Below are 26,417 nucleotides of genomic sequence, written 5' to 3'. Positions count from 1 at the left end.
CGTTCCCGTACTCCCGTACTCCCGTACTCCCGTACTCCCGTACTCCCGTACTCCCGTACTCCCGTACTCCCGTACTCCCGTACTCCCGTACTCCCGTACATCCGACTGTCCGGGCGCCCGGGTGACCGTCCGTTCGCCCGCCCTCGCACCTGGACTTGTCGCAGTTCGGCACATGGAAGGAGCCGTTGATGGCGCGCTTCTGCGCCTGCCTGGCGCCCGTATCCGCGCGGGCCGAGGATCACCTCGCCGCGATGGGCGCCGCCCCCGGTAGGACACCCGGTCTCGCGCTGGTCGAGGACGAACCCGGCCACGCGGAGGGGCCGTTCACTGTCCACGGGCTGACCGGCGTCGGCGAGGTCACCCTGCACAACAGGGCCCGGCTGCACGCCGCGTTGGCCGCGGACAGCGCCCCCGCGCCGCCCGACTGCCCCGACGGCGAACTCCTGTTGCGCTGCTGGGCCCGGCTCGGCGCGCCCGGAGTCGCCCTGGCGGAGGGGATGTTCGCGCTCGCGGTCCTCGACGGCACCGAACTCGTGCTGATCCGCGACCACGTGGGCGCCCGCACCCTCTTCTACGCCCGCGCCGACCACGCCTGGGCCGCCTCCACCTCCCTGCGGGCGCTGCGCCGTTGGCCCGCACTCGGCACCGGCCTGAACCTCGCCGCCGTGCGCTCCTTCCTGACCTTCGCCTATCTGCCCGGCGAGGAGACGCTGCTGAGGGGCGTACGGGAGGTACTGCCCGGCCGGGTGCTGCGGCTCGCGACGGACGGCACCGTCACCGAGCATGTGTACTGGGAACCGCGTGAACACCTCGCGGACGCCGCGGACCTCGCGTACGACGATCCCGCTGGCCATGTCCTCGCCCTGCGCGCCCTGTTGGAGGAGGCCACCGCGTGCCGGCTCCCGGAGGCGGAGGGCGTCGGGGTGCTCCTGTCCGGCGGCATCGACAGCTCCCTGGTCACCGCGCTGGCCGCCAAGCTGCACGCCCACCCGGTGCACACCTACTCCATCAGTTTCGGCGACGAACTCCCCAACGAACTGGGCTACTCGGGCCTCGTCGCCGCCCACTGCCACACCAGGCACCGCGTCCTGAGCGTCTCCGGCGACGCCGTCGCGGCCAGGCTCGCCGAGGCGGCGGCACTGCTCGACAGCCCGGTCGGCGACCCGTTGACGGTGCCCAACCTGATGCTCGCCGAGGCGGTGGCGGGCGACGGGCTGCGGGTCGTGCTGAACGGCGAGGGCGGTGACCCGGTCTTCGGGGGGCCCAAGAACCTGCCGCTGCTGGTGCACGAGATGCATCACGGGGCCGCCGCGGGATCCGTCGGGGGATCCAGGGGATCCATCGGGGCCTCCGGGAGGTCCTCCGGCGGATCCTCCGTCGGGGGTGAGGACCGTGCCACCGCCTATCTGCGGTCGTACCGGAAATGCTGGACGGACATACCCGAGCTGCTCACCCCCGGCGCCCTGCGCGCCCTGGAGGACGCCCCGCCGCTCCAGCGGTTCGTCGAGCCGTATCTCACAGGACCGGACCGGATGACGTACCTGCTCAACCAGCTACTGCACTGCAATCTGCGGACCAAGGGCGCCCATCACATCCTCACCAAGGTCGAGCGGCTCACCGCCTCCCAGGGGATCCAGGGCCGCTCCCCGCTCTTCGACCGGCGGGTCGTGGACCGCGCCTTCGCCACACCGCCCGCCCTCAAACTCCGTGGTACGGCGGAGAAATGGGTGCTGAAGGAGGCCGTACGCGATCTGCTGCCCGCCACCGTCGTGGACCGGCCCAAGAGCGGGATGCGGGTTCCCGTGCAGCAGTGGCTGAGCGGGCCGCTGCGGGACCTGGGCGGGGACCTGCTGCTCGGGCGGGCGGCCCGGCAGCGCGGGCTGTTCCGGTCCGACACCGTACGCACCTGGATGAAGGGGGAGGGCACGCTACTGCCGCGCCAGGGCGGCAAGTTGTGGCTCGTCCTCACTCTTGAGCTGTGGCTGCGGTCGTACGGGCTGTGACCCTCTTCGCCTCACCAAGGAGACCTCCATCAGCATGAACACCGTTCTCGTGGACCCCCGCACCGGCCGTGAACGCGGAACCGTTCCCATCGCCGGGGAGGGCGAGGTGCGTTCGGCCGTGTCCGGCGCCCGTGCCGCGCTGCCCGGCTGGCGTGGGCTCACCCCGAAGGACAGGTCCCGCAGGCTGGAGCGGCTGGCCGCGCTGGTCGAGGAGCACTCCGCCGAGTACGTCGCCCGCGAGCGGGCCGGAACCGGCAAGCCGGACGCGGAGACGGCGGGCGAGGTCGAGCAACTCGCCGACCTGCTCAGGTTCTACGCCTCGGCCGTACGGGCCCAGTCGGCCCCCGCCGCCGGACGGCTCGTCGACGGACACGAGAGCTGGGTGCGCTGGGAGCCCGTCGGGGTGGTGGGCGTGATCGTCCCGTGGAACTACCCGCTGCTGATGGCCGCCTGGCGGTGCGCGCCCGCGCTGGCCGCGGGTAACACGGTCGTCGCCAAGCCCGCCGAGACCACCCCCGACAGCCTGCGGCTCCTCGCCGAACACGCCGCCGGAGTCCTCGGTCCCGACGTCCTCCAGTGCCTGCCCGGCGACCGGCGGACCGGCCGGCTCCTGGTCGAGGACCACGTCGACATGGTGGCCTTCACCGGCAGCGGCCGGGCCGGCGCCGATGTCGCGGCCCGCGCCGGGGGCCGCCGGGTCAGTCTCGAACTCGGCGGGAACGCCCCCGTGCTCGTCCTCCCCGACGCGCCCGAGGACACCTGGGCCGAGCTGGCCCGCGCCTGCACCTACAACGCAGGTCAGAGCTGCGCCGCGCCAGCCCGCGTGATCACCCTCCGCGAGAACTACGAGACCGCCGTGCGGCGACTCTCCGAGGCACTGTCCGCCCGCGTCGCCGGTCGCGACTTCGGGCCGCTCAACAACCCGGACCAGGCAGCCCGTTACGACCGTATCCTCGCCGCCTCCGCCGCCAAGCGGAGTGTCGCCGGGGACATCGCGCCCAACTCCGGGGAGGAGTCCGGCTTCTGGCGTGCCGCCCGGGTCCTGGCCGATCTGCCGGACGACGATCCGGCGGTCGTGGAGGAGGTGTTCGGCCCGCTGCTGACAGTCCAGGCCGCCGACGACCTGGACGGCGCCGTCACTCTCGCCAACGGCGTTCCCCAGGCCCTCGCCGCCAGCGTCTGGACCGGCGACCTGTCCACCGGCCTCTCGCTGGCCGCCCGCCTCGACGCCGGCGAGACCTGGCTCAACTGCCACCTCGTACAGACCGCCGAACTTCCGCACGGCGGCCGGGGATCCTCGGGCCACGGGACGGATCTGAGCGCGCTCGCGCTGCACGAGTTCCAGCGGCCGAAGACGGTCACGGCACGGCTGACGGCGGGCCGTTGGGGGAGCTGACCTCGCGTGCGATCCGCAAGGAGGTTGCACAACATGCCGACAGACCTCAGTACTAGTCTGATGTCCCTGAACAGCTTTTCGATACGGGGCACATGGGAAAGGTGATCAGCGATGTCGCTGAGGCCCGGCGATCTGGAGTCGATCGGCGACTACACGCTGATCGACCGGCTCGGTAGCGGCGGTATGGGTGTCGTCTACCTGGGGCGTTCGACCTCGGGGCGGCGGGTCGCGGTCAAGGTCGTGCACGCGCAGTACGCCCAGGACGAGGAGTTCCGGGCCAGGTTCCGGCAGGAGATCGCGGCGGTCCGGCGGGTGAGCGGAGCGTTCACGGCCCCGGTGGTGGACGCCGACCCGGACGCCGAGCAGCCGTGGATGGCGACGCTGTACGTGCCCGGTCGCACCCTTGCCGACGTCGTGTCCAACGACGGTCCCCTGCACGGACGTGAGTTGTACGCGCTCGCGCTCGGTCTGGTCGAGGCGTTGCGGGACATCCACCGGGTGGGTGTGGTGCACCGCGACCTGAAGCCGAGCAACGTCCTGATGGCCGAGGACGGGCCCCGCGTCATCGACTTCGGCATCTCGCACGCCGTCGACAACCAGGCCCTCACCGTCACCGGGCGGCTGATCGGCACGCCGCCGTTCATGTCGCCCGAGCAGTTCGCCTCGCCGCGTGACGTCACCGTGGCGTCGGACGTGTTCTCGCTGGGCTCGCTGCTGGTGTACGCGGCCACCGGGAACCGTCCGTTCGACGGCAGCAGCCCGTACCTGACCGGCTACCAGGTGATGTTCGAGGCCCCGGCCCTTGACGAGGTCCAGGAACCCCTGCGGAGCGTCGCCGAGCGCTGCCTGGACAAGGATCCGGGCGCCCGGCCCGGACTCGCCGAACTGCACGGTGTGTTCCGGACGTTGTGGGACTCCGCCGCTGCGGAGGAGGGCGACCCGGTCGAGGGCGACCCGGTCGAGGTCCGCGGGGCGGAGGCTCGGGGCGGGTCTCGTGCGGCGGAGGCACAGGGCGCCGGGGCTCAAGACGCCGGGGCTCAGGGCGTCGGAACTCAGGGCGCGGAGTCTCGCGGGGCGGAGGCGGCCGAATCCGGGGCGGGGGCCGGGGCCGCCCACGTGTCACCCGGGCGCCAGGTCTCCCGTACGGACTCCGTTCTGCCGGAGCCTGTCACCTCCAGTGGAGCGGGGGCCGCCGACCTCACCCGGATCGGTCAGAAACGACGGGGGCGGCGGCGGGTGCTCGTCGGCCTCGCCGCGGTTGTGGTCGTCACCGGGCTGAGCATCACCGCCGTGAAGACCCTGTCGGGCCAGGACAGGCCCTCCCGGTCGGCCAACGCGCCCGAGCCCACACCGTCGTCGACGAGTCCGTCCGACGACGCGTCCGCGGACTCGTCCCCCTCGTCCCCTTCGTCTCCCTCGTCCGTGAGCGCGGCCACGGTGACGCTGCCGCCGAAGCACGTGCGGTGGGACTACCAGATCGGCGGCGCGTACCCCCCGCCGGCCGGTGTGCGGGTGGTCAGCCGCGACTGGCAGGACGCGCCCGCGCGGGGTGTCTACAACATCTGCAACATCAACGCGTTCCTGGTGCAGGAGGGCGCGGCGGACGAGTGGGACTCCGACCTGCTGCTGCGTGACGACGCCGGGAAGGTCGTCTACGACGAGGTCTGGAACGAGGCCGTCCTCGACATCCGTACGGACGCCAAGCGGAAGCGGGTCGCGGCGCAGGTGAACTCCTGGATCGACGCGTGCGCGGCGAAGGGCTACAAGGCCGTCGAGCCCGACAACTACGACAGCTTCACCCGCTTCCCCGACTACCTCGAAGCGAGCCAGGCCAAGGCGCTCATGAAGCTTCTGTCGACGCACGCCCACGAGAAGGGCCTGGCCATCGCGCAGAAGAACACCCTTGACCTGGTGACCGACCGTGAGTCCGTGGGGCTGGACTTCGCCGTGGTGGAGGGCTGCGCGGAGTGGAACGAGTGCGGCCAGTTCGCCGACGCGTTCGACAACAACGTGTTCATCGTCGAGTACACGGCGAAGGGCCTGTCGCAGGTGTGCCCCGACTGGAGCAGCACCCTGAGCGTCATCCGCCGCGACGAACTCGTCGTGCCCAAGGGGACGAAGGGCTATATCCACCAGTCCTGCTGACGGCCGGTCAGGCTACGAGTTCGTGCCGGGACAGGGATCCCGGCGCACATGCGGGCACCGGTCGCGGGGACGGTGCCCGCCCTTCGTAGCGAGATCCGCACACATTCGTGCCCTTCCAGGTGATCCGGTCAACTCCGGCTTCCGTTGTCGGGGTTGGACGGCAGGAGGAACCGCCGTCGCAGCCCGACGCCCTTTCTTCAGAAGTCACCTGGAGCAGCAGAGATGGCAATCACGGAGGAGACCTCCAGGCCGGCCGGCGCGTGTGCCGACGCGGTCGGCGCGGCCCTGTGCCCACAGCCGGACCTGGGCGAACACCGCCCCAGGAAGGTCCGGGCGACCCGGTTCCCGGACACCGTCGAGGAGGTCAGGAGGCAGGTGCTCGTCGCGCGGGCCGAGGGAACCCCGCTGTACCCGCTGAGCACCGGCCGCAACTGGGGCATGGGGTCGCGGTCGCCGGTGGTCGGCGACTGCACCGTGCTCGACCTGAGCCGGATGGACGCCATTCGCACCCTCGACCTGGACGAGGGATACGCCGTGGTCGAACCGGGGGTGACACAGCGTCAGCTCAGTGAGCTGCTGGAGGGTACGCCCTGGATGCTGAACGTGACCGCGGGATGCGCGGACGCCGGTGTCGTCGGCAACACCCTCGAACGCGGGGACGGCACGATCCGGGCCCGCGCGGAGGATCTGCTGGGCCTGGAGGTCGTACTCGGCACCGGCGAGATCCTCACCACCGGCGGCCTCGACCGGCACGGCAGGCGGTCGGGCACGGTCGCCGGACCCGACCTGACCCGGACCTTCGTGCAGTCCAACCTCGGCGTCGTCACGGCCATGGCCGTCAGCCTCATCCCGCGGCCCGAGGCGATCACTCTCATCCACGCGACGTTCGCCCGCGACGCGCTCGGCGCCGCCGCCGATGCCATGGTCCGCATCAGCAGGTCACGCGTACCCGCCCACGGCATGCTGCGCCTCAAGGACCTCTTCGTCATCCCCGACGAGGGCTCCGCGGCCGTCCCCGAGAACGCCGACCCGAACACGATCACCATCCAGGTTCCGCTGCTCGGCACGCGAGCGGCCGTGCAGGACGCCGAACGCGGTATCCGTGACGTCTTCCGGCAGTTCGCGAAGCCGATCGAGATCCGGGCGCTGGACACCGCCACCACCTCGGAGGACGACCCCCTCTACGCACGCACCCGGTTCGCGAGCGGCACGCCGACCTGCGAGGCGCTGCGGGCCGGCCTGCGCGTCGACACCTGCGCCCAGGCGGACGCGGCCCCCGTGGGCTGGCTGATGTTCCTGCCCGTGGTCCCCCTCCACCCGGTGAGCCTGGTCACCGCGGTCGAGCTGATGGCGATCGAGTCCGAACGGCACGGGACGGCCGGGATGCTCGAGTTCAACGTGATCTCCCAGCACTCCACCAACATGGTCACGCAGATCCCGTTCCTGCGGGAGCCGGACTCGATCGAGCGGGCGCACGTGCTGCGCGCCACCGCCCGGGACTCCTTCCTGCGCGCCGGGTTCCCGCCTTACCGGTCCAACATCGACCAGCAGCCGTGGGAGATCACCGACCGCTCGGCCGACTTCCAGGACGGTCCGCTCCGCGGCCTGAAGAGGCTCTGGGACCCGGACGGAATCATCGCCCCCGGCCGGTACCTGGCGGGCTCCTGATGGACGACGACCCGCGGGGGAGGCCCGGGGCGGGCGCGCGCTGGTCGGCGGTTTGGAGAGTGTGTGAGGGGGTGCGGTACGGGGCTGGGGCTGCTCCGTTCCGGATACCGGTGCGGGGCGTACGTCGTCGTGGCCCGGCCGCCGCGGCGTCGGTGCGGCGGCGGCCGGGAACGTGTCGGTGCCTGTCACGTCATGACCGCGTGCAGGCCCCCGTCGACGTGGAGGATCTCGCCGGTGGTGGCCGGCAGCCAGTCCGAGAGGAGCACCGCGCAGGCTTTCGCCGTCGGTTCCGGGTCGTGCACGTCCCAGGCCAGCGGCGGGCGGGTGCGCCAGATCTCCTCCATGCGCTCCACCCCGGGGATCGAGCGAGCCGCCAGGGTGCGGACCATGCCCGCCGCGACGAGGTTGACGCGGACGCGCCGTTCGCCGAGGTACATCGCCAGGTAGCGGCTGACCGACTCGAGCGCGGCTTTGGAGACGCCCATCCAGTCGTAGCCGGGCCAGGCCAGGGCCGCGTCGAAGTCGAGACCCACCACGGACGAGCCCTCATCGAGGAGCGGAAGGCACGCCGTGACCAGGGCCTTGAGGGAGTACGCCGACACCTCCAGCGCGGTCGCCGCGTCCTGCCACGACGTCTGGAGGAAGGCGCCGCCGAGCGCGGACCGCGGAGCGAACGCGATCGAGTGCACGATGCCGTCGAGGCCGCCCAGGCGGTCGGTGACCGTGTCCGCCAGCGCGTCGAGGTCGCCCTGATCGGTGACGTCGAGCCGGATCACGGGGGCGGGGGCGGGCAGCCGTTCGGCCATCGCCTCCGTGATGGGCAGCGCCCGCCCGAACGAGGTCAACACCACCTGGGCGCCCTCCCGCTGGGCGATCCGGGCCACGTGGAAGGCGATCGACGTGTCGGAGAGCACGCCGGTGATCAGCAGCCGCTTCCCGGCGAGCAGTCCCACGCCCTTCGGCCCCGTGCTCATACGCCCATCCCGAGCCCGCCGCTCACCGGCAGGAACGCGCCGGTGAGATAGGAGGCGTCCTCGCCGGCGAGGAAGCGCACCACGTTGGCCACCTCCTCGGGGGTGCCGGGGCGGCCGAGCGCGGTCATGGAGAGGTACTCGGCCCGGCGTTTGGGGGTGACGCCCGCGACCATGTCGGTGTCGATGAAGCCGGGCGCCACGACGTTCGCCGTGATGCCCCGGCGTCCCAGCTCGCGCGCGAGCGAGCGGGCCAGACCGGTGAGGCCCGTCTTCGACGCCGCGTAGTTGGCCTGCCCGGGGGAGCCGAGCATTCCGGAGAAGGAGGAGATGAACACGAGCCGTCCCCAACGGCCCTCCAGCATCCCGGGGATGGCCCGCCGGGCGGACCGGAAGGCACCCACCAGATTGGTGTCGAGGATCTCCAGGAAATCCTGGTCGGTGGTGTGCAGCGCCAGCTTGTCCCGCATGATCCCGGCGTTCGCCACCAGCACCTGCACCGGACCGTGCTCGGCCTCGATCTTCCCGTACGCCGCGTCCAGCGAGTCGGAGTCGGTGACGTCGCAGCGTACGCCGAAGAAGCCCTCGGGGGGCTCGCCCGACCGGTGGCCCACCGCCACCCGGTCGCCCTGTGCGGCGAAGGCGCGGGCGATGGCCAGACCGATCCCCCGGTTGCCGCCGGTGACGAAGACGGATCGGCCGCCGGTCATGGTGTGCCTGCTTTCTGGAGGACCAGGACGGCGTTCTGCCCGCCGAACCCGAAGGAGTGGCTGGTCGCCGTGGTGACCCGCTGTTCACGTGGGGTACCGCTGACGACGTCGAGGTCGATCTCGGGGTCGAGCTTGTCGAGGTTGGCCGTGGGCGGCACCAGACCGTGCTCGATGGTCAGGGCCGTGTACGCCACCTCGATGGCGCCCGCGGCGCCGAGCGCGTGTCCGGTGACGCCCTTGGTGGAGGTCACCGAGGGCCGCCCGACAAGCACGCGGTTGATGAGCCGGGACTCCATCAGGTCGTTCAACCTGGTCGACGTGCCATGGGCGTTGACGTGGTCGACGGCGTCGGGAGCGACGTCCGCGTCGCTGAGCGCCGAGCGCAGGGCGCGCTCCACGCCCGCGCCGGTCGGATCGGGTGCGGAGGCGTGGTGCCCGTCGGCGCTGGCCCCGTAGCCGGAGACCAGCGCACGGACCGTGCCGCCCCGGGCCCGTGCGTCCCGCTCGCGCTCCAGGACCAGTACGGACGCCGCCTCCGCGGCCACGAAACCGCCGCGGTCCGCATCGAAGGGACGGGACGCCCCGGCCGGGTCGTCGGTGCGCCGGGACAGCGCGCCCATCCGGTGGTAGGCGGCCATCGGTGTGGGGCTCAGCGGTGCCTCCGAGGCGCCGGCGAGCACGACGTCGCAGACGCCGGACCGCAGCATCTGCCGTGCGGTACCGATCGCGGTGACACCGGAGGCGCAGGCGGTCGCGACCACCAGGTTCGGGCCCAACGCCCGGCAGCGCATCGCGAGATACCCGGAGATCATGTTGACCGGCCAGTTCACCATCACCAGCGGGGAGACCTGGTCGGCACCCCCCTGGTGGTACGCGGTGTGGGCGTCCTCGTAGGAGGCGGTGCCGCCCAGGGCGTTGCCCATCACGACACCTACCCGGGTGCCGTCCCACTTCTCGGGGTCCAGGCCCGCGTCGGACAGGGCCTCCTCGGCTGCCACCAGGGCGAGTTGGCCGACCCGGTCAAGGCGCCAGGCCGTCGAGCGGCCGAGCAGGGCGTCGGCGTCGAAACCGGGGACCCGGCAGGAGATGTCCACGGGCAGCCCGGCGAGCGCCGGGTCGCGCTGTGCGGTGGGGCGGCCCGACAGAACCCGCTCCCAGTTCGCGGCCACTCCGATGCCGGCCGGGGTGACGAGGCCGATCCCGGTGATCGCGACGGGCGTGTCCTGTCCGGTGCGCTCGGCCATCAGGCCTTCTCCGCGGCCGTGTTCACCAGATCGTAGAGGTCCGATACGGTGCCGCTGCTGTTGAGATCCTCGGTGGGTATCGCGAAGCCGAGCTGCTTCTGCAGGGTCAGCGCGACCTCGATGAGCGCGAGAGAGTCCAGCTCGATGTCCTCCAGCACGGTGTCGGGCCTGATGTCGGCGCGCAGGACGCCGAACTTCTCCTCCAGGATCCGGGAGAGGATCTCGAAGGTGGGGGGCGTGAAGGTGCTCATGGCTGTTGCCGCCTTCCGGCTGTGGGTTCGGGTGTGTGAGGCGATCGTCGTGAACGGTCCTACGGTCGAGCGGACTTGAGCGCGGGCCAGGTCAGTGCCGTGGCTCCCCAGGTGGCGCCGCCTCCGAAGGCGGCGAGGACGACGCGCGACCCGGGCACGAGTTCGCCGGTGCCGTGCGCGTGTGCCAGGGCGAGCGGGATGGAGGCCGCCGCGGTGTTGCCGACCCGGTCGAGGTGGATGACGAGCCGGTCCGCCGGGATGTCCAGCTGCTCGGCGACGGCCCGCAGGATACGGAGGTTGGCCTGGTGGCCGACCAAGCGGTCGACATCGTCCGGTCCCCATCCGGTGTGGGCGAGCGCGGCGCGCGCCGACTCGGACATACGGGTCACGGCGTGTCCGAAGACCTCCCGGCCCCGCATCGAGAAGTAGCGGTCGGCCGGGTCGGTGCGGCCGGGGTCGGCGCCGGGGTGCGGGTGTTCGGAGCCGCCGGCCCGCACCGTGATCAGGTCGGCGAGCGATCCGTCGCTGCCGAGCACGATCCGGCCCAGGGCGCCGGGCTCGCCGGGCTCCCCGGCGCGCAGCACCACCGCGCCCGCACCGTCGCCGAACACGACGGCACAGGAGCGGTCCTGGGGGTCGATGAGGGTGCTGAAGGCCTCGGCGCCGATGACGAGAACCTGGTCGGCGGCCCCGGAGGCGATCATCCCGGCGGCGGTGGTGAGGGCGTACAGGAAGCCCGTACAGACGGCGGAGACGTCGAAGGCCGGGCGGCCGGTGAGGCCGAGGCGGCGGGCCACCTCGGGGGCGCTGGCCGGGCAGGGGCGGTCGGGTGTGGTGGTGGCGAGCACCACGGCGTCCACGTCCGCGGAGCCCGCCGACTCCATGGCCCGCGCCCCGGCCTCGGCGGCCAGCCGGGAGGTCGGCATCCCGGCGGACACGAAGTGCCGGGTGCTGATGCCGGTGCGGGTGCGGATCCACTCGTCGGAGGTCTCCATGCGGGCGGCGAGGTCGTCGTTGGTGACGACGCCGGGCGGCAGCCAGGCGCCGATGCCGCTGATGACGGCGGCTCTCACGCTTCGCCCCCGGGGACCAGAACGCTGCCCGCCGTCACCAGCGCGTCGACCCGGAGCGTGGCGGTCGCGGCGCCGGTGAACTCGACACCGTGCCAGCCGGCCCGCACCGCCCCCGCGCAGTTGACCGCGAGGTCGTCGACGAGCACGCATTCCTCGGGGCGCATCCCGGCCCGCTCGGCCGCGAGGCGGAAGATCTCCTCCTCGGGCTTTCGGCAGCCGGAGTCGTAGGAGAGCACCACCGCGTCGAAGAGATCCTCGGGGGGTACGGCGAGGCGCCAGTGGCGGTCCCAGGCGGGCGGCATGTTCGACAGCAGGCCGACGAACACGCCGCGCCCGCGCAGCCGGTACAGGGTGTCGAGCCACGGCTGGTTGACGGCGCGGTCGGCGAACCAGCGTGCGGGGTAGTCGCTGAGGTCGACACGGATGCCGCTGTGTGCCGCGAGGGCCTCCTCGACCCGGCGCTCCCAGGTCTCCTGGGTGAGCAGCGGAGTGTCCAGCGGTGCCATGAGGTCCTCGCCCGCCCCGCAGTCGCGGGACACCTGCCGCATGGCGGCGAGGAGTTGGGCCGACGGTACGCCGAGCCGGGCGCTGAAGGACTCCATCGACTGAGCCGTCGGCGGCGTCAGCACCCCGCCGTAGTCGGTCCAGACCGCGCGTACCGGCCCGGTCGCCGCCGTCATCAGAAGACCTCCGAGACGCCGACGCCGATCTCGCTGACCACGGTGCCGTTCTGCCTGAAGCGCACGGCCACCTCGTCGCAGCCGCGCCGCACGGCCGACACCCGGACAGGGGCGTCGAGTTCGGCGAATCTGGCGAACGCCGAACGGTAGCCGGTGATCCGCACACCGGGGCCCGCCGCGAGGAGCGCGGCCTGCCGGGCGGCCTCCATGAGGATCATCGCCGTGTAGTGGTCCTGCGGGTGGTCGAAATGAGTACGGTGCCCGGACGGCACCGCCACCACGGCGGCCACACCGCCGGCCGCCCGGCGCGCGTCGGCGAGCACCACGTTGGCGGGGTCCCGTCGGCCCACATCGGCGGGCGGTACGCACCTGCCCGCAGGCACCGAGGGCAGCGAACTCGACAGTGGAGGCGCCGACCTGCGGTGGTGGCGACGGACGAGCTCCGCCTCCTGGGCCGGGGAGTAGCGGGCGGAGATGTCGCAGCGCCCGATCGTCTCGCCGTCGTGCGACAGCTCCAGGACGTATAGCGCGGCGCGAACCGTTCCCGAGCGGACCCGACTTCGGGTGACGGCGGCCCGGATGTCCAGCTCGCGGGGCCTGCCGTGGGCCGGCGGCGGGGTGCCGCCGACGAGTTCGAGCGTCCAGTCGGTGACGTGGAAGGCGCTGTCCCGGGCGACGCCGAGGCCGCGGTGTGCGATGCAGGTGGCGGCCTGTCGGCAGCACTCCAGGAGAAGCATGCTGTCGGGGACATCGGCGGCCGGTCCGGTGTGGTCACCGAAGTAGTGGTGGGCGGGCGGGAGTTGCGCCGCCGCCAGGTAGTTGTCGGATGTCAGGTCGGCGTAGTCGGTGAGGAAGACCTCGCTGACCGCCCAGCGGTGCACGTCACCGCGGTCGATCGTGTGGCGATAGGAGAGAACCGGGGCGGTTGTGGCCGCGTTCGGTGCGAGGGCGCTCTGGGGGAGGGGCATCGGTGTGCTGCTCCTTGGGCAGTGGCCGGGCTCGTGGACCACATTCTTCGAGCGCCCCGCCGCGACCAGCCAGAGCCTTCTGCCACCCGTGCGGCTCATACCCTTGAATTCGCTACCAGTTACCCGGAGTCAGCGTGTGCTGACTTTCCGTGCTTTATGCCAATTCAGCTGCAGCCGAGGCCTGTTGATGTTTGAGCGCCGGCTGTCCGGCACGGTGGCGGAGCGGCTTCGCGGCGGCCCCGCCATGAGCGATGCGACCGCAGGGACACGGATTCCCGGCCAGAAAATCGCCCAGGGTGGTGCTGCGCTCAGGGGTATCAGGCGCACCACGTCGGCCTGTTGGAGTTCATGCACCATGGTTTCCCGGCGCACCACCCACGCCCTACCCCGTATGCCTGTTCCCCCCTGAACGCAGGAGGTGTGACGCATCACCGTGGACAGCGAAGCACTGGTCGTCGGCGCAGGGCCGACCGGCCTGATGATGGCCACCGAGCTGATCCGCCGCGGTATCGACACCAGGATCGTCGATCGCGCGGCCCGTAGGAACCCCCATGCGAAGGCGATCATCCTCCAGCCGCGCGCGCTGGACGTGATGGCCCGCCTCGGCCTGGAGGACCGCATCCGCGACGCGGCGCTTCCAGTCGTCGCCGCCAACTACTATTCCCGCGGCCGTCGCGTCGCCCGCATCAACTTCCGTGGCCTGAAGGGCAGTCGCTTCGGCACTCCGCTCTCCCTCCCCCAGAACGAGACGGAGGGACTGCTCCTCGACGCGCTGCGCGGCGCGGGCGGCCACGTCGAGTACGGGCACCGGCTGGCCGGCCTCACCCAGGACGCCGACGGGGTGGACGCCGATCTGTCGGGCACCCTCCACCGTACGGGCCGGCTGCTTGGCTGCGACGGAGCGCACAGCGCGGTCCGCGAGCGGCTCGGCGTCGCTTTCAACGGGCCGACGTACCCGCAGTCGTTCGTCCTCGTCGACGGCGAGTGGGACACGCCGCTCGCGCACGCCGAGGCGCACTACTTCATGGGCCCCACGGGCGTACTCGTCGTCGTCGGACTCCCCGGCGGCCGGGTCCGTGTCTTCGGCAGCGTGCCCGACGGGGCGGGACCGGAGGACGTCGAGGAGACGGTGCGCGCCATCGCGGCCGAACGCAGCCCTGTTCCCCTGGAGTTGGCCTCCGTCAACGGCGCGGGCCACTTCCAGGTCCACCGCAGGGTGGCGGACCGGTTCCGCGACGGGCGAGTGCTGCTGGCCGGTGACGCCGCGCATGTGCACAGCCCGGCCGGCGGCCAGGGCCTGAACACCAGCATCCAGGACGCGCACGAAGCGGCCTGGCGTCTCGCCGGCGTGATTCGGGGCAGGCTGCCGGAGACCGCGCTCGGGGAGTGGGAGCGGGAACGCGGGCATGTCGCTCGCGCCGTGGTCGACGACACCGACCGGCAGACCCGCCTGTGGACCTGGAGCGGCTGGCGTGCACGGGCCCGCGACGTCGCGGCGTCGGCCGCGGAGCGCAGCGGTGTCCTCGACCGCGTCCTGCCCTCCCGTCTCGCTCAGATGGACCTGCGCTACCCCGCCGAGGGGCCCTCGCTCGGCCGGCTCGGCCCTGGAACGCGGCTGCCGGACATTCCCCTCCCGGGCGGCGGCCGCACCCACGACCTGCTGCGCGACGGGCACCATGTGCTGCTCGCCCTCGCGGGTCGCCGCCCCTTCCCCGAGCGGGACGTGCCCGCCCGCGCCCACTTGGACACCCGGACCGCCCGCGCCCTCGGCGTCCGCCGTCCCGGTGTGGTGCTCGTGCGCCCGGACGGCGTCGTCGCCGCTGCCGCCGCCCTCACCGACCCGGACGCCCTGCGCCGCTTGGAGCGGCTGCTGGCTGCGGCATCCGAGGGCGACAGTGTGCTTGCGGCGTCCGGGGCCGCCGGTGTGCCTGCGGTATCCGGGGCCGAAAGCGGGCCTCGGACGCCTGGCGACATCAGCGCGCCCGCCGCGTCCGGGGCTACCAGTTCGCCCGCGCTCTCCGGGGCCGCCGGCGTGCCTCCAGTGCCCGGCGACGTCAGCGTGCCCGCGGCGCCTGGGGCCACCGGCGTGCCCGTGGCGCCCGGGATCACCGGCGTGCCTCCAGTACCCGGCGACGTCAGCGAGCCCGCGGCGCCTGGGGCCGCCGGCGTGACCGCGGCGCCTGGGGCCGCCGGCGTGCCTCCAGTGCCCGGCGACGTCAGCGTGCCCCCCGCACCCGGGACCACCGGCGTGCCCCCCGCACCCGGGACCACCCGCGCGCATCCGCACCCCCGCGACACCACCGCACCCGCGGACACCCGTACCCCCATCCCGCCCGTACCCCCCGTATCCCACGAGGAGAAGGCATGACCACCACCACATCGCGCGTCCTGGACCGCGTCCTGCTCGGCGGACGCCTGGAGGTGTCCGTGATCGGACTCGGTTGCATGGGCATGGCCGAGTTCTACGGAGACAGTGACGAGGAGGAGTCGGTCCGGACGATCCACGGGGCCCTGGACCGGGGGATGGACTTCCTCGACACCGCGGACATGTACGGGGCGGGCCTGAGCGAGGAGATCGTCGGTCGTGCGCTGGCCGGCGGGCACCGCGACCGGGCCACGCTCGCCACCAAGTGCGGTCTCATCCGCACCCCGGACGGTGTGCGGGTCGACGCCAGTCCCCGGCACATCCACGAGGCGGTCGACGCGAGCCTCAAGCGCCTGGGCACCGACCACATCGACCTCTACTACCTGCACCGCGTCGACCCCGACGTGCCGGTCGAGGAGTCGGTCGGTGCCATGGCGGAGCTGGTCGAGGCCGGAAAGGTGCGATACCTGGGCCTCTCCGAGGCGGGTACGGCGGCGATCCGCGCGGCGCACGCCGTACACCCGATCACGGCGGTGCAGACCGAGTACTCCCTCGCGAGCCGCAACCCCGAGCGCTCCGTGCTGCCCACCGTGCGTGAGCTCGGCATCGGGTTCGTCGCCTACAGCCCCTTCAGCCGCGGGCTGCTCTCCGGGGAGATCTCCGGGACCGAGCTGGCCGCGGACGACATGCGCCGCGGTCTGCCCCGGTTCTCCGAGGACAACCTCGGCTTCAACCAGGCTCTGGTCACCAGGATCGGCGAACTGGCTGCCCAACTGGGCTGCTCACCAGCTCAGTTCGCCCTCGGTTGGCTGGTCGCGCAGGGCGTCGTGCCCATCCCGGGAGCCCAGCGGCGTACGCACATGAGTGAGAACGCGTCCGCCGGAGCCGTCACGCTGACCCCCGAACTCCTCGGCCGGGTGGACGAGATCGCCCCTGTCGGCGCCTTCGCCGGCGAACGTTTCCCCGACCATCTCCTGGCGCTGGTCCAGGAAGACTGACGCATGGTCAAGGGCGGGGCCCCGGGTGTGTCCGCACCCGGGGCCCCACCCTTGACCCGTGGCCACGCGTCACCAGTCCGTGCCGCCCGTCCCCTCCGCCGGAGCGATCAGCCGGTCGGTGAGTGCGGCGAGCCGCCGCTGGGTGTCGGCGCCGTAGGCGAGACGGTGCGCCTCGGCCCGGCGGCTCTCGTTGTAGTACTGGCCGCCGGCCCCCCTCGCGCCGTCGTCGATGGCGTGAAGCACGGCGGCGAGCCCGTCGGCCACCGTGGACCAGGGGCGTACACCGGCCTCGGTGACCATCGTGGTGTCCATGTAGTTCGCGGGGTGCACGCAGTTGACCCGGATGCCCTCGCGCGCGTACTCCTCGGCGATGGTGAACGTGAAGGCGGCGAGTGCGAACTTGCTGCGTGTGTACGCCTCCATGCCGTCGTAGCGGCGGGTGAACTGCACGTCGTCCGGGTCGACGGGGCTCTGCCCGATCGAGCCGATGTTGAGGACCTGTGCCGTGCCCGCCGCCCGCAGCGGGGACCGCAGCGCACGGGTGAGGACCACCGGCGCCAAGTAGTTGACGGCGAGCCGGAGTTCGTAGCCGTCGCGGCTCACCTCGCGGCGGCGCGCGTCGCGACCCGCGCCGACGCCCGCGTTGTTCACGAGCAGCCCCAGGCAGGGATGTTCCGCGGCCACTCTCCTGCCGAGTTCGTGGGCCTCCTGAAGGGAGGAGAGGTCCGCGAGGTACGGATAGGCCGTGCCGCCGGCCGCCCGCAGTTCGCCGACGACCTCGGCGCACCTGCCCTCGTCCCTGCCGTGCACCAGGACGGTCCAGCCACGGTCGGCGAGGGCCCGCGCGAGGCTCCGGCCGAGACCGGAGGTGGCTCCGGTGACGAGGGCGGGAGCGCTCGGCTGCGGCTGCCCCTCACCGCTCCGCTCGGCCCGGCGTTCGTGTCGGCTCATGTACTCGGTCCTTCCTCCGGCGCCGTGGGCGTACGGAGTTCGATGGCGACCATGACGAGGGTCCGGTCGGAGAGGTTGTGGACGTAGTGCCGCATGGGCAGCGACTCGCCGCGGTTGTACACCACCTGGCCCGTCTCCAGCGTCACGGCCTTGATCAGCGCGCCGTTCTCGTCCAGGGACTCACCGTGCGCCCCCGAGAGCACGACGGTCACCCAGGGATGACGGTGGGTGTGGGCGGGCCGCCGCTCGCCGGGCGGCACGGTCTCCACCCAGCACTTGACGTGTTCCTCGTCCAGGAGCAGATCGGAACCCAGCTCCTGCCAGGGGTCAAGCGGCATGGCCGGCCTCCGCGGAGTGGCTCGTGGGGTGGTCTGTGGAGTGGCCCGCGGGGTGGGGTGCGGCGATCCGGGAGAGCAGCCGCCGCGGATTTTCGACGAGGAGAGTGCGTACGGTCTCGTCGTCGATGCCCGGCTCCTTCAGGAGCATCGGCAGGACGCGCTCGAAGAGATGCACATAGCTCCAGCCGGGATACGTCCGTTCACGCTGTTCGGCCGTCAGGTAGTCGATGTGCACCGCGTGGTCCTGCGAGATCAGCAACTGGGCGGTGTGACCAGCCCGTACGAGCGCCGCGAGGGTGGCGTTGCGCTGCTCGTCGGGGGCGAACGGCGTCATGCCGTAGCGGTCGTAGCCCAGCACGCAGCCGGTGTCGGCGAGGGCGCGCAGCCCGTCCAGGTCCGCGGAGTCCCCGGCGTGCGCCACCACCACCGACCCCGCGGGCACCCCCTCCTTCTCCAGGATCCGCACCAGCGCGACGCCGTTGCCCTCGAAGGGGTCGCCGTGCACGACGACGGGGACACCGGTCTGCCGGTGCACCTCGGCGACGACGGCCGCCATCCGGTGCGCGGCCCCGTCCGGCGGGGTGCGCTCGCAGGCGAACTTCACCAGGCCCGCCCGTACGCCGCTGTCCGCGATGCCGGTGGTGACGTCGCGCAGCAGCAGCTCGATCAGCGGGTCCTCGGCCTCGATGGCGGCGCCGGGACCCCGGAAGCGGGCGAACAGCGGGATGCCGTCGACGCTGTAGACGCCGGTGGCGAGCACGATGTTCACCCTGGTGCGCTCGGCGACCGCGCTCACCAGACCGATGTCCCGGCCCTGGCCGAGCACCGTCATGTCCACCAGCGTCCGCACACCCGCCGCGTAGGCCTGCTCCAACTGGTCCACGGCCGCACGCACTCCGGCCTCGGGGTCCCACAGATGCGGGAAGTTCGACTGGAATTCGGAGCTGAGCACAAAGAGGTGTTCGTGCGCGAGGGTGACGCCCAGTTCTGCCGCGGCGACCGGGCCGCGGGCCGTCGGGATCGGATCGTGCGGGAGTGGAGTTTCCGTACTCACAGAGAACCGCCTCGGAAATAACAGTCATTGCGGCAACTACGGCCATTGCGGCGTCGGGCGAGCTGACAGCCATCGCGTCGGGCGAACCGTCGCGACCGACGACAACCCATGGTGGCGCGCTCGCGAAGGCCTAACCAGGTGGTGTTCCAACTAGCATGAATCCTCGCCTCCCTGACCCTCGCGCGAGCTGACAGCGTCATCGGTGGCCGGGCTTCCACCTCTGCCCCGGCCGACCGACACCCCACAGCTCGTGACCAGGAGACGACCTTGTCCGCTTCCCCCGTTTCCCCCGCTTCCTCCGTGTCCGCCTCCTCGCTCGCCGACGCCCGCGTCGTGGTGATCGGCGGCTCGTCCGGCATCGGCAGGGCGGTGGCCCGCCAGGCCGTCGCCGCCGGCGCGCAGGTCGTCGTCGGCTCCCGTTCGCAGGAAAAGCTGGAGCAGACCGCCAAGGAGATCGACGGCGTGACCACCGGTGTGGTCGACGTGACCGACGAGGAGAGCGTGCGCGCCTTCTTCGCGGGCATCGACTCCCTCGACCACCTCGTCGTCTGCCCCGGCGACATGGCCGTCGGCTCCGTCTACGACGTGTCCCTCGACGCCGTGCGCGCCGCCCTCGACACCAAGATCGTCGGTCAGCTGCTGAGCGTCCGGCACGCCGGCCGGAAGATCTCCGGCGAGGGCTCGATCGTCCTGATCGCCGGGGCGGCCGGCTTCAAGTCGTACGCCGACATGAGCGCGACCGCCGCGGCCAACGCCGGCATCGGGGGCATGGGCCGCTCCCTCGCCGTCGAACTCGCCCCGGTGCGCGTCAACGTCGTCGTCGGCGGCATGATCGACACCCCGCTGTGGTCCTTCCTGCCCGAGGACGCCCGCGCCGGGCTCTTCGAGCAGACCGCGCAGAGCACGCCGGTGGGCCGCATCGGTCAGCCCGACGACATCGCGGCCTCGGTGCTGCACCTCCTCCAGAACACCTTCGTGACCGGTGCGGTGCTGCACGTCGACGGCGGCGGCACGCTGTGAACCACGCGGCACACGGCGGTGCGACGGGCCTGGCGGGGCCCGCCGCACCGCCGCGGCCGCGGGCCGGCCGGATCACCGTGCTGCTGCTCGCGGCCGCCTGCGGTCTGTGCGTGGCGAACCTCTACTACCTCCAGCCGATCCTGCCCGAACTCGCGGCCTCGCTGCACCGCACCCCCGGCTCGCTCACGTCCGCCGTCTCCGCCACCCAGTTCGGCTACGCGCTCGGCCTGTTCGCGCTGGTGCCGCTCGGCGACGCCGTCGACCGCAGACGGCTCCTCACCGTCCTGGTGACCACGGCCGCCGTGGTGCTCGCGGTGATCCCGTTGACGCACGGCGCCCTCCTCGGCCAGCTGTTCTTCCTGCTCGGCCTGGTCAGCGTCGCCGCCATGGTGATCGTGCCGCAGGCCGCCGGGATGGCGCCGCCCGAACGGCGCGGGCAGGTGGTGGGCACGGTGATGACCGGGGTCATCCTCGGCGCCCTGCTGTGCCGGACGTTCGCCGGAGTGGTTGCCCAACTCCTCGACTGGCGCGCCGTGTTCTGGGGTGCGGCGTTCATGATGCTGGCGGTGTGCGCGACCCTGCGCCGCATCCTGCCCGCGCAGCCCGCCCAGGCCCCCCTCACCGCCCGCGGCTACGCCCGGCTCATCGGCTCGCTGTTCTCCCTCGTCCGCACCCGGCCGGTGATCGTGGAACGCTGTCTGTACGGCGCCCTGGGCTTCGCCGCGTTCACCGTGCTGTGGACCGCGGTGCCGCTCCGGCTGATCGAGGGCCCCTATCACTACGGCTCCGCGGCGATCGGTGCGATGGGGCTGCTCGGCGCGGGCGGTGCGCTCGGGGCCAATCTGGCGGGCAGGTTCGCCGACCGGGGGCGCCAACGGGCCGTCAGCGCGGCCGCGTTCGCGCTCATCGCGGTCTCGTTCGCCGTGGTGTCGGCCCTGTCCTCCTCGTTGCTCGTGCTCGGCGCGGCGATCGTCCTCATCGACTTCGCGGTCCAGGCGGCGCACATCTCCAACCAGACGGCGGTGTTCGGCCAGGTCGGCGACGAGATGCGCAGCCGGGTCACCACGGTCTACATGACCTGCTACTTCCTCGGCGGCGCCGCCGGTTCCGCGCTGACGGGCCCGCTCTGGGCGCACGGCGGCTGGCCGGACACCGCCCTCCTCGGTGGCGCCGCGGGTGCGTGTGCGCTGCTTCTGCTCCTCGGCCACGCGGCCGTGCGCCGCGCCGTGACCTCACGAAAGGCGGCTGCGGCCACCGATGCCTGACGTATCCCTGCCTGGCATACCCGCGTCCACCCCCACCCCCGTCGCCACCACGCCGGCCGCACCGCGGGTCCCCTCGCAGGGCGTGCCCGCCATCACCCGTGCCGACCCCCGTTACTCCTCCCTGACCACACGCTCGCGCAACACGCGCTTCGTCGGCAGCCCGGACCGCGTTCATGTGCCGCGCGGCGCGGAGGACGTGCGCAGGGCGGTCACCGCCGCCGTCCGCGACGGGTGCAGGCCGGCGGTCCGTGGTGGCGGTCACGGACTGGAGGGTCTGGTGGACGACCCGGCCGTGCGCACGCTCATCGACCTGTCGGAGCTGGACGACGTCAGCTACGACGAGGAGCGCCGTGCCTTCGGCATGGGCGCGGGGGCGCTGCTCGGCCCCGTCTACCGCTCCCTGTACCTGAACTGGGGAGTCGCCGTGCCCGGCGGCACCTGCCCCTCGGTCGGGCTCGGCGGCTACGTCCAGGGCGGCGGCTTCGGCGCACTGTGCCGGCGGCACGGGCTGATCGTCGACCATCTGGAGGCGCTGGAGGTCGTCGTCGCCGACGGCTCGGGCGAGGCGCGCACCGTGGTGGCGTCGCGGGACCCCGCCGATCCCCATCACGACCTGTGGTGGGCGCACACCGGCGCGGGCGGCGGCAACTTCGGTGTCGTCACACGCTATTGGTTCCGTTCCTCGGAGGCGGAGTCGGACGCCCCGCGTGATCTGCTGCCCCGGCCCCCGGAGACGACGCTCTTCGTCTCCGTCGAGTGGCCCTGGGAGTCACTGGGCGAAGGGGACTTCACGAGGCTTGTCCGCAACCACGGCGACTGGCACAGCGAGGAGGACGGTACGGACCCGGCGTACGAGAGCCTCTACAGCGCGCTGTACCTCAACCAGCGCGCGGTCGGCCGTGTCACCCTCAGCGCACAGATCGACGGCTCGACTCCCATGGCACGCAGGCGACTTGACGACTACGTCGCGGCGGTGGGCAATGGCGTACGGGCCACCGGCCGGGTGACCCACAGCGAGATGCCGTGGCTTCGGGTCAGTCAGCGGGACGTGGAGAACAGGGGGGTGCTGACGCGCTCCAAGAGCAAGGGCGCCTATCTGCGCCGGCCGTATTCGGCCGCCGAGACCGAGCTGCTCTTCCGGTATCTCTCCGACCCCGGCTACGACGGGCATACGACCGTGGTGCTGTTCTCCTACGGCAGGAAGGTCAATGCCGTGGACTGGGCGGCGACCGTCGCCGCCCAGCGGGATTCGGTCCTCAAGAGCTATCTCGGAACGTACTGGACCGATCCCGCCGAGGACGAGCGGCACATTCGCAGACTCCGGGAGCTGTACAGGGAGTTGTACGCGGAGACGGGCGGGGTGCCCGTCTCCGGCGCACGCACCGACGGGTCGTACATCAACTATCCGGACGTCGACCTGGCCGACCCGCGCTGGAACACCTCAGGAGTTCCCTGGCACGCGCTGTACTTCAAGGGGAATTACCCCCGGCTCCAGCGGGTGAAGGCCGTCTGGGACCCGCAGGACGTCTTCCGGCACGCTCTGTCGGTACGAGCGTCCGACTGAGCCCCCGGCCGAGTGCAGCCGCACCCTGATCCGCTCCTCGACCAGATCGCGGAAGCGCGCGAGCAGGCGGCTGTCCAGGACGGGCTGGTAGACGACCAGGGTCGCGTCCGCACTGGAGAGACGCAGCTTCACGTAACCGAGTTCGATCCGGCCGAGCGTCGGATGGTCGAAGACCCGTACGGAAGGGACGGGCGGGGCGAGATCGATACGTTCCCACAGTTCCCGGAACTCCGGATACTCGTTCTGCAGGTCGTCGATCATCTTCGCGTATTCGGGCTGGGCGAGTTGGTCGGCGGCCTGGGCGCGGAACAGTGCGGCTGTCTCCAGCGCGTCCTGTTCCCAGTTCGGGTGCATTTCACGGGCCCGTTCGTCGAACATCATCACAAGGGTGTTGCGACGGCTCTGTTCCAGCGATTCGAAATAGGGGAACAGTGCGCAGAACCCATGATTCCACGCCAGCACGTCGAAGCGGTGATTGACGATGAAGGCGGGCAGTGGGTCCTGGAATTCGAGGAACGTCAGATATTGCGCCGGAATGTTTTCCCGGGAGCGCGGGGCCTGTACGGCGGGCGGCAGTTCACCGGCCAGCCGGAACAGGTGCCCGGTCTCTGTCGTGTCGAGCCGCAGCGCCCGTGCGAGTCCGCTCAGAACCTGGCTCGACACCCGGATCCTGCGGGCCTGTTCGAGCCACGTGTACCACGTCACGCTCACGCCTGCGAGCTGGGCGAGTTCCTCCCTGCGCAGACCCGGGGTGCGCCGTCGGCCATAGGAATTCTTGATTCCGACGGCCTCTGGTGTGAGGCGTTCGCGCCTGTTTCGAAGAAAGGAGGCGAGTTCTTTCCGTTGCCGTTCGGTAACCAGCATGGTGCACTCCCCCTGGCATCATGTTGCCCGCCGGGTACGGCGGATTGCTCCAAACATACATGCCGCAACCACGCTTGTGGGAAGCGAGAGGCGACGTCGGACTCCGTCGAACATTCCATCTTTGGTGGAATCTTTTAGAGTTTTTTACTCGACGCGGTCCGTGGTAACTCCGCTTTAACGCTCGGGACGCCTGTGGCATCTCGTCGGCCGCGGGAGACGACCGCGATGTGAGACGAGATTTTAAGCGCTCCGGGGTTACGTCCGTCAGGAGCGGGTGCAGCGGCCCGTCGGGGCTGTTACCGGGGGGTGGCACTGGAGGGCGAAGTCGTTCGGGCTCTTGCTCAGGTAGCGGCCGATGCAGGTGCTGCCGGTGGTTCTGCCGTGCTCGGCGCAGTACGACAGGGCGGCGGCGCCGTCGGTGAAGGGGCCCGGCGCGTAGATCACCCAGTAGCCGGGGGTCAGTGAGGCGTACTCGTCGCTGCGCACGAAGGCCGCGTCGGGCACCGACTCCCTGACGGCGGCGAGGCGCTTGTCGCGGGCGGCGGTTCCGGAGCTGACAGGTTCGGAGAAGAGCTGGGCGATCCAGCGGTCCGCCACGGGAACGTCCGAACTCGCCGATCCGCTCGGGCTCGCCGTCGGGCCGCCCGTCTCGCTCGGCGACGGCTCCGGAGCCGAACTCGACGAAGGCGCCGACACCTCACTCGCCGACGAGCCCGAACTCCCGCCCCCGGCGGTCTTCTTGGCGTCGTCCGAGTCGCCCCGCAGGTTCAGGACCAGCACGGTCCCGGCGGCCAGCGCCAGTACGGCGGCCACGGCGACGACGACCTTCGTACGGTTCCGGTCGCGTTTCCGGGCCCCGGAGTCCGGCGGCGGGCCGGGCGCGTTCAGCAGGGTGGGCGGGTGATCCGCGGGCGGACGGGGAGCGACGGCCGTCGACGACCGCGAATCCCAGCGCGCCGCCCTGCCCGACTCGACCTCGGCGAGCATCGAGTCGAGCCGCGCCGCGTCGGGGCGGGCCGTCGGATCGCGTACGAGCAGGGACTCCAGGACGGGGGCGAGCGGACCGGAGCGGTGCGGGGGCGGCACCGGATCGTCGAGCACCGCGGCCAGCGTGCCCAGTGCGGTGTCACGGCGCAGCGGACTGACGCCCTCCACACAGACGTACAGGACGAGGCCGAGGGACCAGAGGTCGGACGCCGGTTCGTCGCCGTGGCCGCGGATCCGCTCCGGGGCCATGTATTCGGGGGAGCCGATCAGTTCGCCGGTCATCGTCAGCGAGGTCGCGTCGTGCAGGGCCGCGATACCGAAGTCGGTGAGGACCGCGGTGCCGTCGGGGCGCAGCAGGATGTTGGGCGGCTTGATGTCGCGGTGCCGGATGCCGGCGGTGTGCGCGGCGTGGAGCGCGGAGAGCATCTGACGGCCGAGTCCGGCCGCCTCCACCGGGGTCAGGGATCCCTGGTCGAGTCTGTCCTGGAGCGACGTGCCGGGCACCAGCTCCATCACGATCCAGGGATGGGGCTCCACGTCCACGATGTGATGGACCGTCACGACGTTCGGGTGGTTGAGCCGGGCCAGCGCCCTGGCCTCCCGCAGCACCCGCTCGCGTACCGCTTCGGAGGCCGCCGCGTCCGGCCGCACGGCCTTGAGGGCGACGTGGCGGTGCAGCACGGTGTCGTGAGCCCGCCACACGGTACCCATCCCTCCGGTCCCGAGCGGCTCCACCAGCTCGAACCGTCCGTCGATGAGATCCCCCGGTGCGTTCATGCGCGTCAGAGTAGAACAGTGCGGGGGTGGCCGCGTGACCGAGGCCCGCCAGGTCGCGAAGGTTTCCCGCAGGTTTCAAGTGGCCGGAAAATGAGCCGGTGTTGACCTGTGCGTCCGTTTCGTGGTGAGAGCGCATGGGCAGGGTCCGGGCAGCGTTTGTCCCGGTCCGTCCGGACCGAGGGAGGGGGAGCGCTGTGCATGACCATGTGCGGACGCCGGACGGCCGGCTTCTGCGGGTCGAGATCTCGGGCGATCCGCACGGGCGCCCGGTGTTCCTGCTGCACGGCATGCCAGGCAGCCGGGTCGGGCCCCGGCCGCGGCCCATGTTCCTCTACCAGTGCGGTACGCGCCTCATCAGCTACGACCGTCCCGGGTACGGCGGTTCGGACCGCAAGGCCGGGCGGCGCGTCGTCGATGTCGCGCAGGACGTGGCCGTCGTCGCCGACGCGCTCGGCATCGACCGGTTCGCGGTGGCCGGCCGCTCCGGAGGCGCCCCGCACGCGCTGGCCTGTGCCGCGCTGCTGCCGGACCGGGTGACCCGGGCCGCCGCGCTGGTCGGGCTCGCGCCGCGGGACGCGGAGGGGCTCGACTGGTTCGCGGGGATGGCACCGTCGAACGTCAACGAGTTCAAGACCGCCTTCACCGACCCCGAGCGTTTCGTGGCCCGGCTGATCCCGCGCTCGGCGGCGATCCGCAGCGACCCCGCGCGGCTGCTGGAGGAACTGCGCCGCGAACTCACCGACGACGACCGGCAGATCGTCTCGGACAACACCATCCGGTCGATGCTGCTGCGCAACTACCGTGAGGCGCTCCGCCATTCGCCCTACGGGTGGATCGACGACGCGCTCGCGCTGACCGGGGACTGGGGGTTCGACCCGGCGGACATCCAGGTCCCGGTGATGTTGTGGCACGGGGCCAAGGACGTCTTCTCGCCGGCGTCCCACTCGTCCTGGCTGGCCGCGCGGATCCCCCGGGCGACGGCCGTGCTCGAACCGACCGGCGCCCACTTCGCCGCGCTGCGGGCCCTGCCGAAGGTCTTCGGCTGGCTCCTCTCGGACCCGTCCGACTGACCGGCCAGCCCGCCCCGCAGCCCCTCCGCGCAGGTCATACCCACGGCTGACCGGC

General features: G+C 71.9%; 21 protein-coding genes and 1 pseudogene. 10 read left to right on the top strand and 12 right to left on the bottom strand.

Going from position 1 to position 26,417, the window contains the following annotated elements; genetic code table 11:
• Positions 1 to 188: 188 nt before the first annotated feature.
• The 4 genes from ACIP79_RS30200 to ACIP79_RS30185 all read left to right on the top strand — a co-directional run bounded on the left by ACIP79_RS30200 (position 189) and on the right by ACIP79_RS30185 (position 7,212).
• Positions 189 to 2,003, top strand: coding sequence for an asparagine synthetase B family protein (locus tag ACIP79_RS30200; RefSeq protein ID WP_401228205.1), 1,815 nt, complete (start codon positions 189 to 191; stop codon positions 2,001 to 2,003).
• A gap of 34 nt (positions 2,004 to 2,037) precedes the next feature.
• Complete coding sequence (locus tag ACIP79_RS30195) at positions 2,038 to 3,399, top strand: aldehyde dehydrogenase family protein (RefSeq protein ID WP_401228203.1); 1,362 nt, start codon at positions 2,038 to 2,040, stop codon at positions 3,397 to 3,399.
• A gap of 111 nt (positions 3,400 to 3,510) precedes the next feature.
• Positions 3,511 to 5,544 carry an endo alpha-1,4 polygalactosaminidase gene (locus ACIP79_RS30190; protein WP_401228201.1) on the top strand — a complete coding sequence of 678 codons (2,034 nt, stop codon included), beginning with the start codon at positions 3,511 to 3,513 and terminating at the stop codon, positions 5,542 to 5,544.
• Between the two features lie 222 nt (positions 5,545 to 5,766).
• Complete coding sequence (locus tag ACIP79_RS30185; RefSeq protein ID WP_401228199.1) at positions 5,767 to 7,212, top strand: FAD-binding oxidoreductase; 1,446 nt, start codon at positions 5,767 to 5,769, stop codon at positions 7,210 to 7,212.
• A 185-nt stretch (positions 7,213 to 7,397) separates the two neighbouring features.
• Here the strand turns inward: ACIP79_RS30185 and fabI are convergent, their stop codons facing one another.
• From fabI to ACIP79_RS30150, 7 genes are read right to left on the bottom strand one after another with little or no spacing between them, the layout of a single operon-like run.
• Positions 7,398 to 8,186: an enoyl-ACP reductase FabI gene (gene fabI, locus ACIP79_RS30180; RefSeq protein WP_401228197.1), complete on the bottom strand. Its 789-nt coding sequence runs from the start codon at positions 8,184 to 8,186 to the stop codon at positions 7,398 to 7,400.
• Positions 8,183 to 8,893: an SDR family oxidoreductase gene (locus ACIP79_RS30175; protein ID WP_401228195.1), complete on the bottom strand. Its 711-nt coding sequence runs from the start codon at positions 8,891 to 8,893 to the stop codon at positions 8,183 to 8,185. The genes fabI and ACIP79_RS30175 overlap by 4 nt, the downstream gene beginning before the upstream one ends.
• Entirely contained in the window at positions 8,890 to 10,137 is a 1,248-nt protein-coding gene (locus ACIP79_RS30170) for a beta-ketoacyl-[acyl-carrier-protein] synthase family protein (protein ID WP_401228194.1), read from the bottom strand. The genes ACIP79_RS30175 and ACIP79_RS30170 overlap by 4 nt, the downstream gene beginning before the upstream one ends.
• Positions 10,137 to 10,388 (bottom strand): acyl carrier protein, encoded by a 252-nt coding sequence (locus ACIP79_RS30165; RefSeq protein ID WP_401228192.1) that lies wholly within the window; start codon positions 10,386 to 10,388, stop codon positions 10,137 to 10,139. Before ACIP79_RS30165 ends, ACIP79_RS30170 begins: the two co-directional genes overlap by 1 nt.
• Before the next feature lie 59 nt (positions 10,389 to 10,447).
• On the bottom strand, positions 10,448 to 11,461 hold the full coding sequence (locus tag ACIP79_RS30160) for a beta-ketoacyl-ACP synthase III (protein ID WP_401228190.1): 1,014 nt from the start codon (positions 11,459 to 11,461) through the stop codon (positions 10,448 to 10,450).
• Positions 11,458 to 12,141, bottom strand: a complete 684-nt coding sequence (locus ACIP79_RS30155; protein WP_401228189.1) for an HAD family hydrolase — start codon at positions 12,139 to 12,141, stop codon at positions 11,458 to 11,460. Before ACIP79_RS30155 ends, ACIP79_RS30160 begins: the two co-directional genes overlap by 4 nt.
• A complete protein-coding gene (locus tag ACIP79_RS30150; RefSeq protein WP_401228187.1) occupies positions 12,141 to 13,109 on the bottom strand; it encodes an AfsA-related hotdog domain-containing protein in 969 nt (322 codons plus the stop codon). The genes ACIP79_RS30155 and ACIP79_RS30150 overlap by 1 nt, the downstream gene beginning before the upstream one ends.
• A 433-nt stretch (positions 13,110 to 13,542) precedes the next feature.
• Here ACIP79_RS30150 and ACIP79_RS30145 point away from each other — a divergent pair, with 433 nt between their 5' ends.
• Both ACIP79_RS30145 and ACIP79_RS30140 read left to right on the top strand, forming a co-directional pair.
• Positions 13,543 to 15,477, top strand: a complete 1,935-nt coding sequence (locus ACIP79_RS30145) for an FAD-dependent monooxygenase (RefSeq protein WP_401228185.1) — start codon at positions 13,543 to 13,545, stop codon at positions 15,475 to 15,477.
• Positions 15,474 to 16,472, top strand: coding sequence for an aldo/keto reductase (locus tag ACIP79_RS30140; RefSeq protein ID WP_401228183.1), 999 nt, complete (start codon positions 15,474 to 15,476; stop codon positions 16,470 to 16,472). The genes ACIP79_RS30145 and ACIP79_RS30140 overlap by 4 nt, the downstream gene beginning before the upstream one ends.
• Before the next feature lie 69 nt (positions 16,473 to 16,541).
• Here the strand turns inward: ACIP79_RS30140 and ACIP79_RS30135 are convergent, their stop codons facing one another.
• The 3 genes from ACIP79_RS30135 to ACIP79_RS30125 are packed head-to-tail and all read right to left on the bottom strand — an operon-like array spanning position 16,542 to position 18,815.
• On the bottom strand, positions 16,542 to 17,423 hold the full coding sequence (locus ACIP79_RS30135) for an SDR family NAD(P)-dependent oxidoreductase (RefSeq protein WP_401228181.1): 882 nt from the start codon (positions 17,421 to 17,423) through the stop codon (positions 16,542 to 16,544).
• Positions 17,420 to 17,761, bottom strand: coding sequence for a cupin domain-containing protein (locus ACIP79_RS30130; RefSeq protein WP_401228179.1), 342 nt, complete (start codon positions 17,759 to 17,761; stop codon positions 17,420 to 17,422). Before ACIP79_RS30130 ends, ACIP79_RS30135 begins: the two co-directional genes overlap by 4 nt.
• Positions 17,751 to 18,815 (bottom strand): phosphotriesterase, encoded by a 1,065-nt coding sequence (locus tag ACIP79_RS30125; RefSeq protein ID WP_401228178.1) that lies wholly within the window; start codon positions 18,813 to 18,815, stop codon positions 17,751 to 17,753. Before ACIP79_RS30125 ends, ACIP79_RS30130 begins: the two co-directional genes overlap by 11 nt.
• A 267-nt stretch (positions 18,816 to 19,082) precedes the next feature.
• Between ACIP79_RS30125 and ACIP79_RS30120 the strand changes: the two genes are divergently transcribed.
• The 3 genes from ACIP79_RS30120 to ACIP79_RS30110 are packed head-to-tail and all read left to right on the top strand — an operon-like array spanning position 19,083 to position 22,664.
• The gene (locus ACIP79_RS30120) at positions 19,083 to 19,835 is read left to right on the top strand and encodes an SDR family oxidoreductase (protein WP_401228176.1); all 753 of its coding nucleotides are present in this window, start codon (positions 19,083 to 19,085) and stop codon (positions 19,833 to 19,835) included.
• On the top strand, positions 19,832 to 21,100 hold the full coding sequence (locus ACIP79_RS30115) for an MFS transporter (RefSeq protein ID WP_401228174.1): 1,269 nt from the start codon (positions 19,832 to 19,834) through the stop codon (positions 21,098 to 21,100). Before ACIP79_RS30120 ends, ACIP79_RS30115 begins: the two co-directional genes overlap by 4 nt.
• Positions 21,093 to 22,664 carry an FAD-binding oxidoreductase gene (locus ACIP79_RS30110; protein ID WP_401228173.1) on the top strand — a complete coding sequence of 524 codons (1,572 nt, stop codon included), beginning with the start codon at positions 21,093 to 21,095 and terminating at the stop codon, positions 22,662 to 22,664. Before ACIP79_RS30115 ends, ACIP79_RS30110 begins: the two co-directional genes overlap by 8 nt.
• 90 nt (positions 22,665 to 22,754) lie before the next feature.
• Here the strand turns inward: ACIP79_RS30110 and ACIP79_RS30105 are convergent.
• A pseudogene (locus ACIP79_RS30105) lies at positions 22,755 to 23,528 on the bottom strand (helix-turn-helix transcriptional regulator); the annotation flags it as partial.
• A 264-nt stretch (positions 23,529 to 23,792) separates the two neighbouring features.
• Positions 23,793 to 25,292, bottom strand: a complete 1,500-nt coding sequence (locus ACIP79_RS30100; protein WP_401228171.1) for a serine/threonine-protein kinase — start codon at positions 25,290 to 25,292, stop codon at positions 23,793 to 23,795.
• A gap of 194 nt (positions 25,293 to 25,486) precedes the next feature.
• Here ACIP79_RS30100 and ACIP79_RS30095 point away from each other — a divergent pair, with 194 nt between their 5' ends.
• The gene (locus tag ACIP79_RS30095; protein WP_383680350.1) at positions 25,487 to 26,362 is read left to right on the top strand and encodes an alpha/beta fold hydrolase; all 876 of its coding nucleotides are present in this window, start codon (positions 25,487 to 25,489) and stop codon (positions 26,360 to 26,362) included.
• The last annotated feature ends 55 nt before the right edge of the window (positions 26,363 to 26,417 follow it).

This window comes from Streptomyces sp. NPDC088747 (genome assembly GCF_044751025.1).
In the GTDB taxonomy this organism is placed as follows: Bacteria; Actinomycetota; Actinomycetes; order Streptomycetales; family Streptomycetaceae; genus Streptomyces.
Note: the sequence above shows the minus strand (reverse complement) of the source record. Positions and strands in the feature narration are given on the sequence as shown.

Coding starts and splice junctions, on each gene's coding strand:
- ACIP79_RS30200 (WP_401228205.1), top strand. CDS start 189: ATGGCGCGCTTCTGCGCCTGCCTGGCGCCCGTATCCGCGCGGGCCGAG.
- ACIP79_RS30195 (WP_401228203.1), top strand. CDS start 2,038: ATGAACACCGTTCTCGTGGACCCCCGCACCGGCCGTGAACGCGGAACC.
- ACIP79_RS30190 (WP_401228201.1), top strand. CDS start 3,511: ATGTCGCTGAGGCCCGGCGATCTGGAGTCGATCGGCGACTACACGCTG.
- ACIP79_RS30185 (WP_401228199.1), top strand. CDS start 5,767: ATGGCAATCACGGAGGAGACCTCCAGGCCGGCCGGCGCGTGTGCCGAC.
- fabI (WP_401228197.1), bottom strand. CDS start 8,186: ATGAGCACGGGGCCGAAGGGCGTGGGACTGCTCGCCGGGAAGCGGCTG.
- ACIP79_RS30175 (WP_401228195.1), bottom strand. CDS start 8,893: ATGACCGGCGGCCGATCCGTCTTCGTCACCGGCGGCAACCGGGGGATC.
- ACIP79_RS30170 (WP_401228194.1), bottom strand. CDS start 10,137: ATGGCCGAGCGCACCGGACAGGACACGCCCGTCGCGATCACCGGGATC.
- ACIP79_RS30165 (WP_401228192.1), bottom strand. CDS start 10,388: ATGAGCACCTTCACGCCCCCCACCTTCGAGATCCTCTCCCGGATCCTG.
- ACIP79_RS30155 (WP_401228189.1), bottom strand. CDS start 12,141: ATGACGGCGGCGACCGGGCCGGTACGCGCGGTCTGGACCGACTACGGC.
- ACIP79_RS30150 (WP_401228187.1), bottom strand. CDS start 13,109: ATGCCCCTCCCCCAGAGCGCCCTCGCACCGAACGCGGCCACAACCGCC.
- ACIP79_RS30140 (WP_401228183.1), top strand. CDS start 15,474: ATGACCACCACCACATCGCGCGTCCTGGACCGCGTCCTGCTCGGCGGA.
- ACIP79_RS30135 (WP_401228181.1), bottom strand. CDS start 17,423: ATGAGCCGACACGAACGCCGGGCCGAGCGGAGCGGTGAGGGGCAGCCG.
- ACIP79_RS30130 (WP_401228179.1), bottom strand. CDS start 17,761: ATGCCGCTTGACCCCTGGCAGGAGCTGGGTTCCGATCTGCTCCTGGAC.
- ACIP79_RS30110 (WP_401228173.1), top strand. CDS start 21,093: ATGCCTGACGTATCCCTGCCTGGCATACCCGCGTCCACCCCCACCCCC.
- ACIP79_RS30100 (WP_401228171.1), bottom strand. CDS start 25,292: ATGAACGCACCGGGGGATCTCATCGACGGACGGTTCGAGCTGGTGGAG.